Genomic DNA, 16509 nt, shown 5'->3' on the forward strand with positions numbered 1-16509 from the left:
ACCAATTTCTGTTTAGCGAAAGATAAATATATGAACCGTTTTCTTGAGCACACCGGCGCGAAATATCCGATTGTGCAGGCCCCGATGGGCTGGATTGCCCGCTCACAACTGGCGTCTGCCGTTTGCAATGCAGGTGGTTTGGGTATTATCGAGACATCATCCGGTGAAACGGAAAATTGCTTGGCGGAAATTGCCAAGATGAGCGATCTGACTGATGCGCCGTTTGGGGTGAACCTGCCGATCATGTTTCTGAAAGATCCGGCTATTCTGGACCATATTTGCGGTTCGGGCGTGAAGTTTGTGACGACGTCTGCCGGGAGCCCAGCCAAATTTATCGGGCCGCTGAAAGAAGCCGGGATTACCGTCTATCATGCCGTGCCAACGGTTGATGCCGCGATGAAATGCGTGGAGGCTGGCATTGACGGTCTGGTGGTTGAAGGGGCAGAAGGTGGCGGTTTTAAAAATCCCGAAGAGGTTTCGACCTTGGTTTTGCTCCAAGCCATTCGCCGCCAATCCGACATACCGATGGTCGCAGCTGGTGGTATAGCGGACGGTAAAGGCATGGCGGCGGCCTTCGCGCTTGGCGCCGAAGCGGTCCAGATGGGAACACGTTTTGTGTCCAGTGCCGAAAGCCCGGTGCATCACAACTATAAGCAGGCGATATTGGATGCGAAGGAAACTGGTACCTACGTCCTGAACAAGAAAGCCACGCCCTGTATCCGAGCGCTAAAGACAGAGCGCACCGCGAAAATCTATGAAGACGGACTGATGCCGCCCGATACATTCAAAGGCATATTAGACGTCTATTTTGGCGGTGATATGGAGGCCGCCGTTGGTCTCGCTGGACAATCATCCGGTTTGATTGACGAGGTAAAAACTGCCAAACAGATTATCGACGAAACGGTGGAAGAGTTTTTCGAAATTACTGAGCGTATGAGCGCTCTCAACGCCGCAAAGAGTTTTTGAATCCAACCCTATATAGATAAGGAAATCCCAAATGAGCATCGACAACGCAAAGCAACTATTCACCACGGTAACCGACGATGGAAAACTCGTTCTATCGATTGAGCCTTATGCCGTGCCAGACTTAGAAGACCATCAAGTGGTCGTCGAAATGGAAGCGGTGCCGATTAATCCATCCGACCTGGGATTGTTGCTCAGCCCAGCGCAAATGGACACGGTGCGCTCCGAAACTGTCGACGGTCATCCGGCGCTGGTCGCTGATGTTGATCCTGCGATGATGCGTATTTTTGCAGGCCGTAAGGGCAAGAAGCTGCCCGCAGGTAACGAAGGCGCGGGCAAGGTTGTAGCAGCCGGAGCATCGGACGCGGCGCAAGCATTGCTCGGCAAGACGGTTACCATAGTCGGCGGTGAAATGTATCGTACCCACCGGGTGATGCCAGCGATGATGTGTGTCCCGCTTCCTGAAGGCGCAGCCGCCAAAGAAGGCGCGTCACTATTCGTCAATCCAATGACTGCGCAGGGTTTTATCAATACCATGAAAGCCGAAGGCCATGAAGGTCTGGTGCACACAGCAGCAGCGTCCAATCTCGGTCAGATGCTCGCGAAATTATGCGTGAAGGACAATATCCCACTCGTTGCGATCGTGCGGTCGGATGCGCAGAAGAAAATCCTCACCGATCTCGGCGTCACCCATGTGTTGGACAGCACCAAGGATGATTTCATGCCGAGCCTTGTCGATGCGCTGGCGGAAACCGGAGCGACCTTGGGCTTTGACGCCATTGGCGGTGGTAAGCTGGCTAGCTATATCCTTACGGCGATGGAACAGGCGGCCGCAAAACGAGGCGCGGAGTTCAGCGTCTATGGGTCTACCGTGCACAAGCAGGTTTATATCTATGGCCGCCTTGATACCGGTGAAACCATTTTGGGTGGCGGACTGGGTCTCTATTGGGGCGTTGGCGGCTGGCTGCTCACCCCGCATCTCGAGCAGGTCGGCATGGAACGCATGATGGAAATGCGCATGTATTCCGTCGAAGAGCGCAACGGCATATTCAACAGCGAATATTCAAGTGAGATTTCGCTGCTTGATATGATCAATCCAGAAATTGCCAAAGGTTATGAGAAGAAGGCAACTGGCGAGAAGGTGCTGGTAAACCCGAGCTTATAGGGCATCATAACGACTCATATTTCGTCATCCTGAACTCGTTTCAGGATGACGAAGCTTGGGCAGCGCTCCGGTCTAGCTGTCTAACTTTGCCCGTAGCTTTTCATTTTCTGCCGTCAGTCGGGCGATTTCGTCTTGCAGCGGCTTGGCGGCAAGGTCGACCATCTCCTTGGTATAGCGCGGCACAATATGTTGCGGGCAATTCCAGTCGTAAGATTCCAGCGACAGGGTCATCAGCCGTTCGGGCTGGCCCTGATAGCCGGAATCGATAATCCGCCGGGCCAAGTCGGGATTATCGTCCAGCTTGTGCACTGTCATATGCGCCAGCAATTTCAATCGCTTGCGCCGCGGATAGTCGACCATGAACAATGCTACCCGGTGGTCGGCCTTCACGTTGCCAAGGCTGATATACTGTCTATTCCCTTGAAAATCAGCAAAACCGAGCGTTGTGTCGTCCAGCACTTTCAGGAACCCTGGCGGACCGCCGCGATGTTGGACATAGGGCCAGCCATTTTCTGAAACACTGGCCATATAAAAGCTGTCCCGCGCGGCAATGAAGGCCGCCGCCCGTTCATCGAAATGATCAAAGCGGCGGTCGCCGGAAAAATCCTCCCACTGCTCGCGCGCACCATTTTCGGATTGGGCGTCGCGAACACCGTCGGTGGTGAGCATATCGAGAAATTTATAGGTCATGGTTGCGGTACCTCCGTCTTCCCATTCGTACGGATGGGAGAGGAGGTTACCGCATTTGACCTAATATGGAAAATCGATTGCCTTACGGGTAACTCACAATCTCGAACTCAATCCCGTTCCAGTCGAAAAAGTAGAACCGCCGACCCGGATCATAATCATCATGACCAAAGGGTTTTAGCCCCGCCGCGACAACCTTCGCCTCGACGGCGTCGAGATCATCGACGGTCATTGCGACATGGTTCATCGGCTCGCCCTTGCGAAAGCTTGGATCGGCAGCCTTCACATCCTCATTGGTATAGAGCGCGAGATATTGATCATTCGTCCCAACGTGGATCGTGTGGCCACCCAACATTGATGGCCCCTCCCACCGGATATGCCATCCAAATAGGTCGTGCATTAGGGCGGCGGACCGCTGCGGGTCGCTGACCGTCATGTTCACATGTTCCAGAGCTGCTTTTGTCATTTTTCATATCCTTTTCCTTGGTTGCTGTTTGAAATTCGCCATGGCGGGAAACGGCGATTGTCGCCGCCGTAAAAGAGGCACAGGGCATTGCCCGCCGGATCGCTTAGCCGCGCCTCTCGCCAGCCCCAGTTTTGATCAGTGGGTGGAGCATCGAAGATGATGCCTTTGGCCTCGAGAGCCGAAACATCATCATCCAGTGAGTCGGTTTCGAAATATATCATCCCGGCTGGTTCGAAGACTTTGTCCACCGCGTGAATAGAGAATGTCTCACCAGATGCTGTTTCAAAACGCGCATAATGGGGAGGAGAGTCGACGATCTGGACGAGACCAAGCGTCCGATAAAATTGGACGGAAGCATCATAATCAACGCATCCGACAGTAACCTGGTTTAGCTTCACAATCTTGACCCTTCGCATAAATGGTTGGACAGATTGGTTGCCTCGGGTCCGACATAGGTCCGCCGGCTACCCCGACGTTCTTCCAGACCAAAAGAGATTTTCTGCCTCTCCTTGCGATTCGTACAACCTCAAGCTAAGTTGAGGTCAAGAGATTATTTTGATGATTGTTTTGAAAGGTAATTTCATGCCTGAAACCAAATCCCTGACCATAGGCACCTTGGCTAAGCGCACCGGCCTGTCAGTCTCTGCTATCCGGTTCTATGAGGAAAAAGGTCTAGTTGAACCCTTTCGTTCCAGCGGTGGGCAGCGTCGTTTTTTGCGGTCTGACATAAGGCGATTGTCCTTCGTCCTGATCGCGCAACAATTGGGGCTGACTATCGGAGAGATTGAACGCCAGCTGGCGAGCCTCCCGCACGGCCGTACGCCTACACAGGCCGACTGGACCCGGATAAGCAAAGCGATGCGTAAAGTGATTGGTGCGCGAATTGCGGAACTGGAGCGGACGCGCGACCGATTGGATGGGTGCATTGGTTGCGGTTGTTTGAGCTTGAAGAAATGTCAGCTCTATAATCCAGAGGATCGGGCGGGATTAAAAGGGCCGGGGCCGCGGTTGGTAATGGAGGATTGATGGATATTATTAGTCTATCTAATGTCCGCTATATGCCGAAAGCGGACACTAGCACATAAACAAAAAGCCCCGCCAGATTGCTCTGACAGGGGTTTGGGTTAAATTGTTGTTTTGTGCTTAAGCGTAGCTGACTTTCACATTCGTTTTGCGGTTGCGACGAAGCGCACCGCCAATGGCGCCAAAGCCAAAAATCATGAACGCCCATGTGGTTGGTTCAGGAACAGCGGCAAACATTTCCCCGCCATTGGCATCCGAAAACGCTTCGATTGTGTAGGAATATTCAGATGGAAGAGCACCGCCAAAATTCTGAGAAAAATTGACCAGCAGCTCATTGCCCGCAGATACAATAACCTGATAGCTTAAAGTCTCGCCGAGAAGGGGTGAAGATCCACTGTCGCCAAGGTAATTTTCACTCAGATCCAATGGGTTGAACAGATTGGCATAGGCCGTAGAGTGCGGCTGACCATCATTTACACTGTCATTGGTATAAGTGATTTGATAGAAAATATCCTGAAACGCATTTGCGCCAAACGTGCCGTTAATCGTATCATAGGCAAAGTCGCCGCTGCCGAACGTGCCCGGAAATGTCTTGGGTGCGGCCCATGTGCTGACTACACCGTCACGATTGATTCGTGGATTATGTGTCGGATCGGAATCGGTCAAAGTGCCGCTACCGCTGACCACAACCAAGGCTTGCGCCGGTGTGACAAAAATACTTGTGGCTGCGAGAGCCAATAAAATCTTTTTCATAAAAATACCCCAGTCCCTTTGTTGAACATCCAAGAGCGTTAGGACACCTCTCTTGGCAGCTGCGACACCATTAAAAATTCGTTAACAGAAAGTGCTCGGTGGTGCTAGCCAAAAGACCCGGCCGCCATAATCCGTCCACAATTGGCACGATTTGGGCGAAAGTATTGCTTAGGAATCAAGGCCCGGTTTCATCCCGATCTCAAAAATCGCTGCTATTTCTGAGCGTGCGACATAGGCGCTTATTATCTTCGGCTTTGTTGCGGTTGGCGGCCCAATGCGTCGTCAGCACAAAGCGACCGCCAAAGTCAGCTACGCTTAAGCACAAAACAACAACTTAACCCGGAAGCCCCGCTGGAGAATATCCGGTGGGGTTTTTGTTTGTACTCTAGTGTCCGCGTTCGGTGAATAGCTGAAGAATGATCCTAGTATCCCAAAAATTACCGAAACGCCAATGTCCGCTTTTGCGCCCAAAGCGGACGCCGCGCCGCCCTCACTCCGCCGCCAACAACTCTTCTGCGGCATCCAGATCCACCGATACCAGCTGCGAAATCCCGCGTTCGATCATCGTCACACCGAATAGCCGGTGCATGCGGCTCATCGTCACGGCATTATGGGTCACGATTAGATAGCGGGTGTTGGTTTCCGCGACCATCTTGTCGAGCAAGTCGCAGAAACGCTCGATATTCGCATCATCCAGCGGCGCATCGACCTCATCAAGGACGCAGATTGGTGCGGGGTTGGTCAGGAAAAGCCCAAAGATCAGCGCGACCGCGGTCAATGCTTGCTCTCCGCCCGACAGCAAGGTCAGCGAGGTCAACTTCTTGCCCGGCGGCTGGGCCATAATTTCCAGACCGGCTTCCAGCGGATCATCGCTATCGACCAGTTCAAGATGCGCCTTGCCGCCGTCAAATAATGTCGTGAACAGGCGCTGGAAATGCTGGTCAACCTCTTCAAACGCCGCGAGTAGCCTTTGCCGCCCTTCGCGGTTGAGGCTTCCGATGGATCCGCGTAGCTGGTTGATCGCTTCGTTGAGTTCACTGCTTTCCTTGGTGGATTTCTCCCACTCGGTCTCCAGCTCCTCCAGCTCGTCTGCCGCGACCAGATTAACTGGGCCAATGCGTTCGCGGCTCAGCGTTAGCCGTTCCAGTTCGGCTGATTCCAGCCCGGCTTCACCCACCGTTGCTTCGTCAAATTCGCATTTTTCAGACAGCAATTGCGGCGGACATTCAAATTTCTCACCAGAAATGCGGCCCATTTCCACCCGGCGCAAATCCTGATTTTCAGCGCGAGCTTTGGCGCCGGCGCGTTCTTCGCGGGCTTGGCTCAACGCTTCGCTAGTGGCGTTTAACGTGTCTTCATGGTCGCGCTGGGCCAATTCGGCGGCTTGCTGGGCTGTGCTTTTGTCGGAGACAATAGCGTTAAGCGCATCCTGCTGGTCTTGCAGCTTGACCACTTCCACTTCGATAACGCGTGGGCGGTCAGCGAGCTTTTCGACCTCCGCCTCAATCGCTGCGCCGCGCTTGCTCATCTCCGCCATGCGGGTCGCGGCTTCGCTGGACCGGTCCTGCCAGGACTTAATTTGCGCGCCAGCGACGGCTTTCTGTTCTTTTACCTGCGCCAGCTTCTGGTCGAGTCCGGACAAAGCGGCTTGCGAGGACATGACCTGTTGCCTCGCCGTATCGCGTTGGTCCTGCAAGGCCGCGCGTGCACTTTCCTGCGCGGCTCCATCGGGTTGACCGGTGCGTTCTTTCTGCGCGGCTTGCAGTTCCGTCTGAGCGGTTGCCGCCTCTTCTTTCAGGGCTGCTTCCCGCTCTGACAGGCTGGCGGTACGTTTTTGCAGCCAGCCCAATGCCTCTTCGGCCTGATCCGCTTCACGCAGCGCTTGCCGCAATAAATCTTCTGCCTCGCGGCGGGCGATGCGCGCGTCTGCAAGCTGCTGTTCCGCTGCGGCAATGGCCTCTTGTTGGCTGTGCAGGGTTGTTTCGGCGGCAGTAACTTTCGCCTCGGCTGGGCCCAGCAGACCCGTCAATTCGGTCAGGCGATTGGCGCGTACAAGCCGTTCCGCACTGGCGCTGCCATCATCGCGCGCGACAAATCCATCCCAGCGGCGCAGGGCTCCTGATTTGGTAACCAGTCTTTGGCCAACGGCGAGTGTTTGGTTCGCATCGCTGTCGGCCACAAAAATCTGTGACAGGCGGCTGCTGAGTTCCTTCGGCGCTTCGACATGATCCAGTAGTGTTTCGGTGTCAGTAGGTGCTTTGCCGGCGGCAAGTGTGCTGCCGCCGCCCCAGAAGCGATCGCCCTCCTCACCAATCGATGCGAGCAAATCATCTCCCAAGGCCGCCGCCAAAGCGCGTTCATAACCGGGCGCTGCCTTGACCTGATCAATAGCTTTATGATCGCTCTCGCCCTTGGAAAGTTCCCGTTCCAGAGCGCCATGTTCGGAAGAGAGGCCGGCCAATTCAGCTTTCATGGTTGCAAGGGTGGATTCCGCGGCATCACGCGCTTCGCTGGCCGCCAGTCGTTGGGCCTCCAGTGCTGCGATTTGCGACCCGCTGCTATCTGCTTGTTTCTGGGCGGCTTCGCGCGCAGCCACCGCTTCGGTAAGAGCGGTTTTAAGCTCTGCCTCATCACCCATTTCGGCACGTTCTTCTGCCAGTCGTTCCAACTCGAGAGCCAAGCGGCCATGACGAACCTGGGCAGCTTCCAGGGCTGCGTCAGCCACCTTGATTTCAGCTTGAATCCGCGCTTCCTCAGCCACGGCCTTGGCGAGTTCCACTTCGCTATCACTCGCGGCGCGTTCAGCTTTTTCCGCCTGTTTTTCGAGCTCAGGGCGTTCTGCCTCCAATTGAGTCAGCTCAGCGGTGAGCCTTTTGTCATCATCTTCCAGCCGCGACAAAGCCTCCATCGCATCGCGGGTCAATTGATCCTCGCGCGCGTTGTCATCTTTGATCCGCTGTGCTTGTGCCTGCAAATCCAAAAGCCGCGATTTCAGGTTATCGCGCTCGTTGGTTAGCGACAACAGCCGGTGGCTGGACTCGCTTGCCTCTTCGCGTGCTCTTGTGAGGTCGGCGCGCAATAGGCCAAGGGTCTTGGCGCTTTCATTCTGTGCCTTCACTGCCGATTGTTGGGCATTTTGCGCGGCGTTGACTTTGGTTTCTGCCGCTTCCGCTTCGGCCTTGGCGGCATCAGCCGCCGCTGCCGCCTCTTTCCAGCGAGCGAAGATCAAACGCGCTTCGACGGTAGTGATTTGTCCGCTTAGTTTCTTGTAGCGTTCCGCCTGTTTCGCCTGACGCCGCAAGGCAGAGGCGCGCTGTTCCATATCGCCAAGAATATCGTCGAGCCGCGCGAGGTTTTTCTCCGCTGCCCGCAATTTCTGCTCGGCATCTTTGCGGCGGACATGCAGCCCCGAAATACCAGCCGCTTCTTCCAGCATTTCGCGCCGGTCGGTCGGCTTGGACGAAATCACATTGCTAATCTTGCCCTGACTGACCAAGGCGGGACTATGCGCACCGGTCGCTGCATCGGCGAAGATCAGTGCAACATCTTTAGCGCGGACATCGGTGCCATTGGCACGATAAGCGCTGCCGGCACCGCGTTCAATGCGCCGGACAATTTCGAGCTCACTGTCATTGTCGCCAACATGGAGCGAGGACACATCATCGGTTTCCCGCTCAGCGTGGAGGGCCACTTCGGCAAATTGCCGTTCCGGGCGATCCTGCGTTCCGGCAAAGATCACATCTTCCATGCCGCCGCCGCGCATCGATTTTGCAGAACTTTCGCCCATGACCCAGCGGATGGCTTCCAGAAGGTTGGATTTGCCGCAGCCATTAGGGCCGACCACACCGGTCAGCCCTTTTTCAATGCGCAGCTCGGTGGGATCGACAAAGCTCTTGAAGCCCGAAAGTTTGAGCTTCTTTATTTGCACGCAGGTTGCCCCACTTGAATGTTATCCATCCTTTGCATTGCTCGCTCCCCCAAAGCGATAGCAGACGCTTACCGCGCGCCAGCTTCTTTCAATTTGGTTTCCACCACATTCCAGCTCGTGCCATCGATTTTCTGACCGTTGATCAGGAAGGTCGGTGTCCCCTGAACATCAAAATCTTTCACAGCCGCCTGTGTGTCGGCCATGAGTTTTTCAGCCGTTGCTTCTTCGCTCAAACAGGCTTTGGCCTGATCTTCTGAAACGCCAAGCTGTTGAAAATAGCTTATCAGGTCGAGTTCTTCTGCCAGTTTGACGAACCGCTCATTCGGCGCTGATTGCAAAATGCTATTATAATTGGCTTCACCCATGCCTTGTGCTTTTTCAAACATCGGCGCCTGATTGCTCAAGGCTTGTTTGGTCAGCGCAAAATAGGGCCCCTCGCCGCCACAGCGAGACAATATGGCTGCGGTCAGGTCCAATGGATCGCGGACGAAATTCCGGATCTCAAAACTTACCCGACCGGACTCAACATAATCGTCGCGGATACTGGTAAATGCGGCCTCTCCGAAGGTGGCGCAAACCCCGCAGGTAATCGACATATATTCGACCAGCTTAATTGGTGCATCGGGATTGCCCATCACATAGCCGCCCGCTTCGGTTTGCGAGACCGTGGTTGACCATTGCTGACCTTCCGGCGCTGCTACTGTCTCAATAGTATCGCCTGATGTAGCGCCGTCTTCGGTTTCTGCTGCGCCGCCACAGCCGGTTAGCGCGAGTGCCAGAGCGATCGGTGCGAGAGTGAGTGATTTAGACATAGATAGTTTCCTGTTATTCCTATGGGATTCGATATTTATTCCGGAAGCGCTAATAATGCGGGGCGCAAACGTGTCCAGTTATGGACTTTTTCAATGGGTTGGTCGTTGAGCGTGAAACTGGGTGTGCCGGTAAGTTTCAGCGTTCCGGTCGCATATTTGGTCATTGCCAAAATTTTGTCCTGTGTCGATTGGTCGGCCAGGCAAGCATTGACTTGTCCCTTAGAATAGCCGCGCTTTTTCATCAGGCCGTAAAAGTCCGCCGCCTTGGCGATTTTCTTCAACCGTTCGGGGACCGTGCCCTCGTTCAATGATTGCATGACTTCTGGAGAAGAAGACTGAAAAGTCTGCATCCAGTTTGCCTGAGAGGCGAGAAAAGCACGGTGATTGCCGAAAAACTTGGTACGCCCGCCGCAGCGCGCCAGCATGGCGGCAGTCAGGTCGATCGGGTTGAGAATCAAGTTGCGAACTTCAAAGCTGATATGGCCCTTTTTAACGAAGTCGGACTTTAAGGAATTGTGTGATTCCGTTTCAAAATTTGCGCAATGATTACAGGTATAGCTCATATATTCTGCAAGCTGATGCTTGGCCAAAGGGTTGCCGACGATATGGCCGCCTTTGTGGGACATGGTGACACGCTGGGTCCAGTCCGTTTGCGCCGTTTGAGATTGGGCCTCGGTCGGAACAGCAACGATGGTCGCTGCCGCAAGTGCTGCTGAAGCAAGATACGCGCTTCCAAACTTCATGTGTCGTCCTTTTTCTTCTCTGACTTCCGCTTGTCGCCTCCGCCAATTTTTCCCAAGATGGTAATCGGCCTCGGTTCCTCTATTTGCGGAGCGCCTTCCGACTTGGCAATAGCTGTTGCTAGTGATTCCAATACCCTGTTCAGTTCCGGGTCACCAATATCGCGCAGACTGTCTCCCAATTCTATTGGTGCGGGTTTCAATGATGGCGGCAGTGTAACCCGTTTTTCTCTTGGCTTTTCAGGGTCTTTTGCTGGATTTACTGGTCCTTGCCTGAATCTTACCTGACTAATTGCACCATAGCCGAAAAAGCGGTTCACCCGCTCGATAATTTCCGGTGTAATATGTTGCATCAAGGTCGAATGGGCACCGGAAACCAGCAAATGGAGGGTCCCGCCCTCTTTTTCGCCGCGTGGAAAGCGGATTGATTCGGGTAAAGAGACGCCTGCGTAGCGTTCCCCAACAATCTCCGGCCAGCGGCTGACCACCGAACTTTGGATGAAACCGTAGCGGCGAAAGGCGGCCCGGCCGATTTCAGGCATAAGGTCGGATATGCTGCGCGCGTCACCGCCGCGTGGGCGTTGATATTTGCTGAATTTTCTGGCCACGGATGGGCGCTTAGCGCTTTTGCGCTTTGGCTTTTTGTCGTCTGGATTATTTTCCTTCGCCATCACGGTGCACCATGGCATAGGCACCCCATGGGCGTCGACAGAATAACCGGTGAAGCGCAGGATATCACCGCCAAAATCAGTGCACATTATGTGGATAACGCGCGCAATTTGCCATGGCGCGTGCCGCCTAAGATTTCGGCGAGCGGTGCCTTGCCCGATCCCTATCATGTCTGGTTGTCCGAGGTGATGTTGCAGCAGACGACGGTCGCGGCGGTAATCGCCTATTTCCAGAAATTCACCAAGCGATGGCCGACAGTCCGCGATATGGCAGCAGCGGAAGAGGCGGATATACTCGCGGCTTGGGCTGGCCTTGGCTATTATGCACGGGCCCGAAACCTGCACAAATGCGCACGATTTGTGACTGACAGCTTGGCCGGAGTGTTTCCCTCGCAGGAAGCGGAGTTGCTCAAACTACCCGGTGTTGGAGCGTATACGGCGGCAGCCATTGCAGCGATTGCATTTGGTGAACGTGCGGTGGTTGTCGATGCCAATATCGAACGGTTGGTGGCACGGTTGTTTGTTATCGATACGCCGTTGCCGGCTGGCAAAACGGACATTCGCATTGGCATGGACGCCCTGACGCCTAAGCATGGCGCGGGCGATTTTGCGCAGGCCTGTATGGATATCGGTGCAAGTATCTGCTCCGCCAAGGCACCAAAATGTGAGATTTGTCCGATCCAGACCCATTGTGCCGCGCATGCAAAAGGCGATCAAGAGCGCTACCCGGTCAAGCCGCCGAAAAAGGCCAAACCAATCCGGAAAGGTCGCTTTTTCTGGATAGAACAGGACGAAAAACTGTTGCTTGTCACACGCCCAGAAAAGGGAATGTTAGCTTCCATGCGCGCCTTGCCGGACGACAATTGGGCAGCTGGCACTGACGGGCATGGGCAGCCTCCACTGGATGGGAAATGGCAACTATACGAGAATATCGTTCAGCATAGCTTCACGCATTTTTCGCTTGAGATTGATTTGGCGGTTTATCAAAGCGAGAAAATCGTTACTAACAGTGATGACAATAGTTGGTGGCGTCTTGATGAGATAGATCAAGCCGGCCTTCCGACATTATATGCCAAAGCAGTAAAGTGGATGGCACGACAAAAAGAAGAGGACAGGAAATGAGCGAACAGAAAAATATGCTTCCCGCTTTCGACAGGCGTTCCGTTTTGGGAGGTTTGGGCGCCAGTGCGCTGCTCGCCGGTGTTCCGCAATCGGTTCTCGCGCGCAGCTTGGCGAGAGAACTACCCTCATTTCCCGGCCTGACAAAAATAATCAATGACTATGTCGCCGAAAAGAAGGTCGCTGGCATGATGGGTGTGATCGGATTCGGACAGGCCGAACCACAATATATTTCCGCCGGTTCGCTGACGCTCGGTGGAGATAAGCCTGTGGGGCCAGACACATTATGGCGCTTATATTCACAGACGAAACCGGTAACGGGCATGGCGACCATGATGCTGATTGAGGATGGATTGCTGTCGCTCGATCAACCGCTTTCCGATATATTCCCCGAGTTTAAAGATATGCAGGTTCTCGTCGATCCTGAAGGAGAGCTCGATAAAACCGTTGCGGCGACAAAGCCAATCACCATCCGCCAGTTACAAACTCATACAGCTGGACTGGGCTATTCGATCATTTCCAAAGGTCCGATCCAAAAGGCCTATCTGGCCAATGGAATTACCCCGGGTCGCATTAGCAGAAATCCGATACCGGGCGTCGATGCAGGTGCGCCGACACCTGATCTTATGACGTTCGTTAAGCGTCTAGCTGCTCTGCCGTTGGTTTATCAACCGGGTAGCAAGTGGAGCTATTCGTTAAGTCATGATGTGCTTTCCGCGGTGATTGAAAAAATATCCGGTAAACCGTTGGATCAATTTTTACAGGAACGGATGTTTGGCCCGCTGGGTATGAACAACATATTTTATCACGTTCCGGCTGACCGGGCTGTCGACCTCGCCGATAATTATGCTCCCTTTGCTGGCTCGCTGATTCCGATCGATCCGGGCGCAACAAGTATTTATCTCGACAAACCCGCTTTTGCTTTTGGCAGCACCGGTTTGGTTGGAACGGCTGGTGACTATGATAAATTCCTGAAAATGCTAGTCGGCTTCGGCAAAGTTGGTGACGTGCAGATCATGAAGCCGGAAACAGCAAAGCTTGGCATGTCAAATTTGCTTCCCGAAAGTGCTGATACAAGCGGCACTTGGGTTGCCAAGCAAGGCTTTGGTGCAGGTGGCAGGGCTGGTCTCGGCACAGTGGCAAGCCCGGCAGGTACATTTGGTTGGGGCGGTGCTGCCGGAACATCGGCTTTTGTCGACACTGTGCGGGGTTTTAGAGCGGGCGGCTATACGCAATATATTCCATCCAATACCTATCCCTTCCAATCAAATTTCCCGAAATATGTCTATGCAGACCTGTTGGGTGCCGTTGGCGCAGGTGAAGGAAAAACCAGCCCGTGAGTGATCCCGTCCTGCCGATTATGACCAACGACCTGAGCGCCATCGTTCCAACATTTGCCGGCGGGACAATAGATCGAGCGGATCAGGTCCGGGTTAATCCAGAGCGGCTGAAAGAAGCGATGATGCGGCCGAATGCGCGCTTGCTTAAACTGGACGGGTTGAGTCCGGTTTTTGATAGCATGGGCGATCTCGCATGGGGGCCGCTATATGAGGCCTCTCCCGATAATGATCTGCTGCTATTGGGCATAGATGGCGATACGCCTTGCTTTGCAGAGCTTAACGGCGCGGGCAGTGCGATGCCAACCGCCGATCCGCGCCTGTGGCAATCGCTGGGTGTCTTGCCGCCCGAGCAGGCGGCTATCTATGCCACGGCGCGTAGTCTGGTCGATTGGCATGCGCGGCACCGGTTCTGTGCCAATTGCGGCCAGCCAACGGAGTCCCGCAAAGGCGGCTGGGCGCGGCAATGCAACAAGGAAGAAGGCGGCTGCGGCGCGGAACATTTCCCCCGCACCGATCCGGTTGCGATCATGCTAGCGGAATGTGAAGGCAAAATTCTCCTCGGCCGGCAACCGCGTTTCCCGCCCAAGCGCTTTTCGGCACTAGCTGGATTTATTGAGCCGGGCGAAAGCATTGAAGGCGGCGTCGCACGCGAATTGTGGGAAGAGGCGGGCATAAAGGTCCGCAATGTGCGTTATATCGCAAGCCAGCCTTGGCCCTTCCCATCTTCATTAATGATGGCCTGCACCAGCGTCACCGACGATCCGACCTTGACGCTGGACGAGGAAGAGATTGAAGAAGCAGCCTGGTTCTCGCTCGATGAGGTAAAGGCAGCGATGAACGGTGATCCCGATGCGCCTTTCATAGCACCGCCACCCTTTGCGATTGCTTATAATTTGCTCAAGAATTGGTTGGATGAGCAGGATGATTAGTCGATAGGCTGCCTGCTCGGCACTTGATACGAAACACATCCAGAGGGCGTTTACGCAAGCTGCTAAATCTCAGTTGGCGACAATCCTGAAAGCTTCGCTATTGACGATGCCAGTGATTTCTGTAATTACAGAAATTAAGAAAGGCGATTCGTTATGGGCGTCGAAAAATATCCAGAGGCAATGGAGTTTATTCTCCACTGGGGCGAAATGGGGACGCATTGGGGGGCGAACCGCTCGGTTGCCCAGGTGCATGCGCTGCTTTATCTCAGCAGCGACCCGTTGGATGCCGAGACCATTTGCGAAGCTTTGGGGCTTGCCAGGTCAAATGTATCCAATGCCCTTAAAGATCTGCAGGGATATGGCGTTGTCAAACGTACGCATGTTCCGGGTGATCGCCGCGACCATTTCGTTGCTGAAACGGATTTGTGGGATATGTTCATGGCAATTACTGCCGAGCGTAAACGGCGAGAGATTGATCCGATTATTTCGAAACTTTCAGAATTGGAAGATCGTTTGGGGGAAAGCAACAATTTGCCTGTCCATATCCGCGAGCGTATCGGTCGGATGCATCAGTTTATCGGAACGCTCACCAATTGGTACGAACAAGTACGTGGTTTGAAGAAAAGTACTTTGATCTCACTCATGAAGCTCGGCAGCAAAGTGGCCCGCTTCATTCCTAGCTCTAACAAGAACGACGACTAAAGTCAGGAGGAGGCTATGCCGCCCGCGCAGAATTGCATCTATATGTTTCTCTAAAAACAGAAATTACTGAAATAAAGAATAGAAAGGAAATTATCATGACCATCATTGCTTACAGCTTATATCTTCTCATCGCGATCAGCATGACCATTTGGGTCGCATTCACGCTATCAACCAATGGAAAGGTCTATTTGATCCGCTGTTTCGGCCATGATGATGAGCTGGCGACGTCGATCAACCATTTGTTGGTTGTTGGTTTCTATCTCGTGAATTTCGGATTTATCGCATTGGCGCTTAGCGCAGCCGGTTCTGCGGAAAGCGTGGTTGAAGTGATGCGATTTCTAGGCTGGTATGTTGGCATTGCTACGTTGGTTCTCGGGGCAATGCACTTTTTCAACATGGCTTTGGTCACGCGGCACGGGCGCCAAGTTGCAGACTGGGTTCATGATCAAATGCCTGCACCGGAATATCCAGCTAGACGCAAAGCCGAATAAGGTTAGTCGTCACAATAGGTCCCGTCGTATAAACCTCGGCGGGACTTTTCCGTTCTGGCGAGTTCGACGGGATGCAGCCTTTTTCATCTTCACTGAAGGAAGCGTCTTGGTTCTCACTCAATGAAGTAAAGGCAGCGATGAACGGTGATCCCGATGCACCTTTCTTAGCGCCGCCGCCATTTGCAATTGCTTATAATTTGCTCAAAAATTGGTTGGATGAGCAAGAGGCATGACGAGCATGGCCGTCGGATTTTTCGATAAGTATTAGTGTCCGCTTTGGGCGCAAAAGGAGACATTAGAATCTATTCAGTTCCTTTGGTCGATTTGTAAAAATGATCGAACCTATCAGCGAGACTCAAGTATTCACCTTCACCCTCATCGGTAACAATCTCGTTCAAGCCCGCCGTCGGAGCAAATATTATCCAAAGCCTTTCAATATCTGCTGAACCGATCTTTGCCGCTTCCAAGTGCCCGTCAAGCTCTTTGGCAATGGCCTCGTAAGACGTCCATTCACTGTAAGGGTCGCTCAAATTCAAATGCCCCCGAATTTTGGTAAATCTAAGGGTATCAATAAGAATCTCAACAAGTTCAGCGCTTGTATCCATATCGGAAGCTTCTTGTATCGCTGAAGCTAAAGCAAGATATTTATGTCCGCTTTCGGGATGAAGCAGACATTAGCTATCGTTCTGAAGCAGCCCATGCAATACACCCATGATGCTCAAA

The 16509-nt window shown here is 53.5% G+C and carries 18 protein-coding genes; 9 read left to right on the top strand and 9 right to left on the bottom strand.

What is annotated here, in order from left to right; translation table 11 throughout:
- Window positions 1-30 precede the first annotated feature (30 nt).
- Complete coding sequence (locus ABJM21_RS02150; protein WP_348303038.1) at window positions 31-966, top strand: nitronate monooxygenase family protein; 936 nt, start codon at window positions 31-33, stop codon at window positions 964-966.
- Window positions 967-997: 31 nt separating this feature from the next.
- Complete coding sequence (locus tag ABJM21_RS02155) at window positions 998-2128, top strand: NADH oxidase (protein ID WP_348303037.1); 1131 nt, start codon at window positions 998-1000, stop codon at window positions 2126-2128.
- Window positions 2129-2200: 72 nt separating this feature from the next.
- Here ABJM21_RS02155 and ABJM21_RS02160 read toward each other — a convergent pair whose 3' ends face one another.
- From ABJM21_RS02160 to ABJM21_RS02170, 3 genes are all read right to left on the bottom strand, one after another.
- Complete coding sequence (locus ABJM21_RS02160; RefSeq protein ID WP_348303036.1) at window positions 2201-2818, bottom strand: pyridoxamine 5'-phosphate oxidase family protein; 618 nt, start codon at window positions 2816-2818, stop codon at window positions 2201-2203.
- A gap of 82 nt (window positions 2819-2900) precedes the next feature.
- Entirely contained in the window at window positions 2901-3281 is a 381-nt protein-coding gene (locus ABJM21_RS02165) for a VOC family protein (RefSeq protein ID WP_348303035.1), read from the bottom strand.
- Window positions 3278-3679, bottom strand: coding sequence for a VOC family protein (locus tag ABJM21_RS02170; RefSeq protein ID WP_348303034.1), 402 nt, complete (start codon window positions 3677-3679; stop codon window positions 3278-3280). The genes ABJM21_RS02165 and ABJM21_RS02170 overlap by 4 nt, the downstream gene beginning before the upstream one ends.
- Window positions 3680-3839: 160 nt before the next feature.
- Between ABJM21_RS02170 and soxR the strand changes: the two genes are divergently transcribed.
- Window positions 3840-4307 carry a redox-sensitive transcriptional activator SoxR gene (gene soxR, locus ABJM21_RS02175; RefSeq protein WP_348303033.1) on the top strand — a complete coding sequence of 156 codons (468 nt, stop codon included), beginning with the start codon at window positions 3840-3842 and terminating at the stop codon, window positions 4305-4307.
- A gap of 117 nt (window positions 4308-4424) precedes the next feature.
- On the opposite strand, the gene ABJM21_RS02180 is transcribed toward soxR, so the two are convergent.
- The 5 genes from ABJM21_RS02180 to ABJM21_RS02200 form a co-directional block, all read right to left on the bottom strand.
- Window positions 4425-5057, bottom strand: coding sequence for a PEPxxWA-CTERM sorting domain-containing protein (locus ABJM21_RS02180; protein ID WP_348303032.1), 633 nt, complete (start codon window positions 5055-5057; stop codon window positions 4425-4427).
- Between the two features lie 490 nt (window positions 5058-5547).
- Window positions 5548-8985: a chromosome segregation protein SMC gene (gene smc / locus ABJM21_RS02185; protein WP_348303031.1), complete on the bottom strand. Its 3438-nt coding sequence runs from the start codon at window positions 8983-8985 to the stop codon at window positions 5548-5550.
- Window positions 8986-9053: 68 nt separating this feature from the next.
- Window positions 9054-9797 (bottom strand): thioredoxin domain-containing protein, encoded by a 744-nt coding sequence (locus ABJM21_RS02190; protein WP_348303030.1) that lies wholly within the window; start codon window positions 9795-9797, stop codon window positions 9054-9056.
- 35 nt (window positions 9798-9832) lie between these two features.
- Window positions 9833-10540 (bottom strand): thioredoxin domain-containing protein, encoded by a 708-nt coding sequence (locus ABJM21_RS02195; protein ID WP_348303029.1) that lies wholly within the window; start codon window positions 10538-10540, stop codon window positions 9833-9835.
- On the bottom strand, window positions 10537-11208 hold the full coding sequence (locus ABJM21_RS02200) for a DciA family protein (RefSeq protein WP_348303028.1): 672 nt from the start codon (window positions 11206-11208) through the stop codon (window positions 10537-10539). Before ABJM21_RS02200 ends, ABJM21_RS02195 begins: the two co-directional genes overlap by 4 nt.
- 27 nt (window positions 11209-11235) lie before the next feature.
- Here ABJM21_RS02200 and ABJM21_RS02205 point away from each other — a divergent pair, with 27 nt between their 5' ends.
- The 6 genes from ABJM21_RS02205 (at window position 11236) to ABJM21_RS02230 (ending at window position 16019) form a co-directional block, all read left to right on the top strand.
- The gene (locus tag ABJM21_RS02205; RefSeq protein WP_348303027.1) at window positions 11236-12327 is read left to right on the top strand and encodes an A/G-specific adenine glycosylase; all 1092 of its coding nucleotides are present in this window, start codon (window positions 11236-11238) and stop codon (window positions 12325-12327) included.
- Entirely contained in the window at window positions 12324-13664 is a 1341-nt protein-coding gene (locus ABJM21_RS02210) for a serine hydrolase domain-containing protein (RefSeq protein ID WP_348303026.1), read from the top strand. The genes ABJM21_RS02205 and ABJM21_RS02210 overlap by 4 nt, the downstream gene beginning before the upstream one ends.
- Window positions 13665-13684: 20 nt before the next feature.
- Entirely contained in the window at window positions 13685-14593 is a 909-nt protein-coding gene (gene nudC / locus ABJM21_RS02215) for an NAD(+) diphosphatase (protein ID WP_348303373.1), read from the top strand.
- Window positions 14594-14746: 153 nt separating this feature from the next.
- A complete protein-coding gene (locus ABJM21_RS02220; RefSeq protein WP_348303025.1) occupies window positions 14747-15295 on the top strand; it encodes a MarR family transcriptional regulator in 549 nt (182 codons plus the stop codon).
- A 95-nt stretch (window positions 15296-15390) separates the two neighbouring features.
- Window positions 15391-15786 carry a hypothetical protein gene (locus ABJM21_RS02225; protein ID WP_348303024.1) on the top strand — a complete coding sequence of 132 codons (396 nt, stop codon included), beginning with the start codon at window positions 15391-15393 and terminating at the stop codon, window positions 15784-15786.
- 71 nt (window positions 15787-15857) lie between these two features.
- Window positions 15858-16019, top strand: a complete 162-nt coding sequence (locus ABJM21_RS02230; RefSeq protein WP_348303023.1) for a hypothetical protein — start codon at window positions 15858-15860, stop codon at window positions 16017-16019.
- A gap of 69 nt (window positions 16020-16088) precedes the next feature.
- Here ABJM21_RS02230 and ABJM21_RS02235 read toward each other — a convergent pair whose 3' ends face one another.
- Window positions 16089-16391, bottom strand: coding sequence for a hypothetical protein (locus ABJM21_RS02235; RefSeq protein ID WP_348303022.1), 303 nt, complete (start codon window positions 16389-16391; stop codon window positions 16089-16091).
- Window positions 16392-16509 lie beyond the last annotated feature (118 nt).

Origin of the sequence: Parasphingorhabdus sp. (assembly GCF_039977335.1) — a bacterium.
GTDB lineage: Bacteria > Pseudomonadota > Alphaproteobacteria > Sphingomonadales > Sphingomonadaceae > Parasphingorhabdus.

Coding starts and splice junctions, on each gene's coding strand:
- ABJM21_RS02150 (WP_348303038.1), top strand. CDS start 31: ATGAACCGTTTTCTTGAGCACACCGGCGCGAAATATCCGATTGTGCAG.
- ABJM21_RS02155 (WP_348303037.1), top strand. CDS start 998: ATGAGCATCGACAACGCAAAGCAACTATTCACCACGGTAACCGACGAT.
- ABJM21_RS02160 (WP_348303036.1), bottom strand. CDS start 2,818: ATGACCTATAAATTTCTCGATATGCTCACCACCGACGGTGTTCGCGAC.
- ABJM21_RS02165 (WP_348303035.1), bottom strand. CDS start 3,281: ATGACAAAAGCAGCTCTGGAACATGTGAACATGACGGTCAGCGACCCG.
- soxR (WP_348303033.1), top strand. CDS start 3,840: ATGATTGTTTTGAAAGGTAATTTCATGCCTGAAACCAAATCCCTGACC.
- ABJM21_RS02180 (WP_348303032.1), bottom strand. CDS start 5,057: ATGAAAAAGATTTTATTGGCTCTCGCAGCCACAAGTATTTTTGTCACA.
- ABJM21_RS02190 (WP_348303030.1), bottom strand. CDS start 9,797: ATGTCTAAATCACTCACTCTCGCACCGATCGCTCTGGCACTCGCGCTA.
- ABJM21_RS02195 (WP_348303029.1), bottom strand. CDS start 10,540: ATGAAGTTTGGAAGCGCGTATCTTGCTTCAGCAGCACTTGCGGCAGCG.
- ABJM21_RS02200 (WP_348303028.1), bottom strand. CDS start 11,208: ATGGCGAAGGAAAATAATCCAGACGACAAAAAGCCAAAGCGCAAAAGC.
- ABJM21_RS02205 (WP_348303027.1), top strand. CDS start 11,236: ATGGGCGTCGACAGAATAACCGGTGAAGCGCAGGATATCACCGCCAAA.
- ABJM21_RS02210 (WP_348303026.1), top strand. CDS start 12,324: ATGAGCGAACAGAAAAATATGCTTCCCGCTTTCGACAGGCGTTCCGTT.
- nudC (WP_348303373.1), top strand. CDS start 13,685: ATGACCAACGACCTGAGCGCCATCGTTCCAACATTTGCCGGCGGGACA.
- ABJM21_RS02220 (WP_348303025.1), top strand. CDS start 14,747: ATGGGCGTCGAAAAATATCCAGAGGCAATGGAGTTTATTCTCCACTGG.
- ABJM21_RS02225 (WP_348303024.1), top strand. CDS start 15,391: ATGACCATCATTGCTTACAGCTTATATCTTCTCATCGCGATCAGCATG.
- ABJM21_RS02230 (WP_348303023.1), top strand. CDS start 15,858: ATGCAGCCTTTTTCATCTTCACTGAAGGAAGCGTCTTGGTTCTCACTC.
- ABJM21_RS02235 (WP_348303022.1), bottom strand. CDS start 16,391: ATGGATACAAGCGCTGAACTTGTTGAGATTCTTATTGATACCCTTAGA.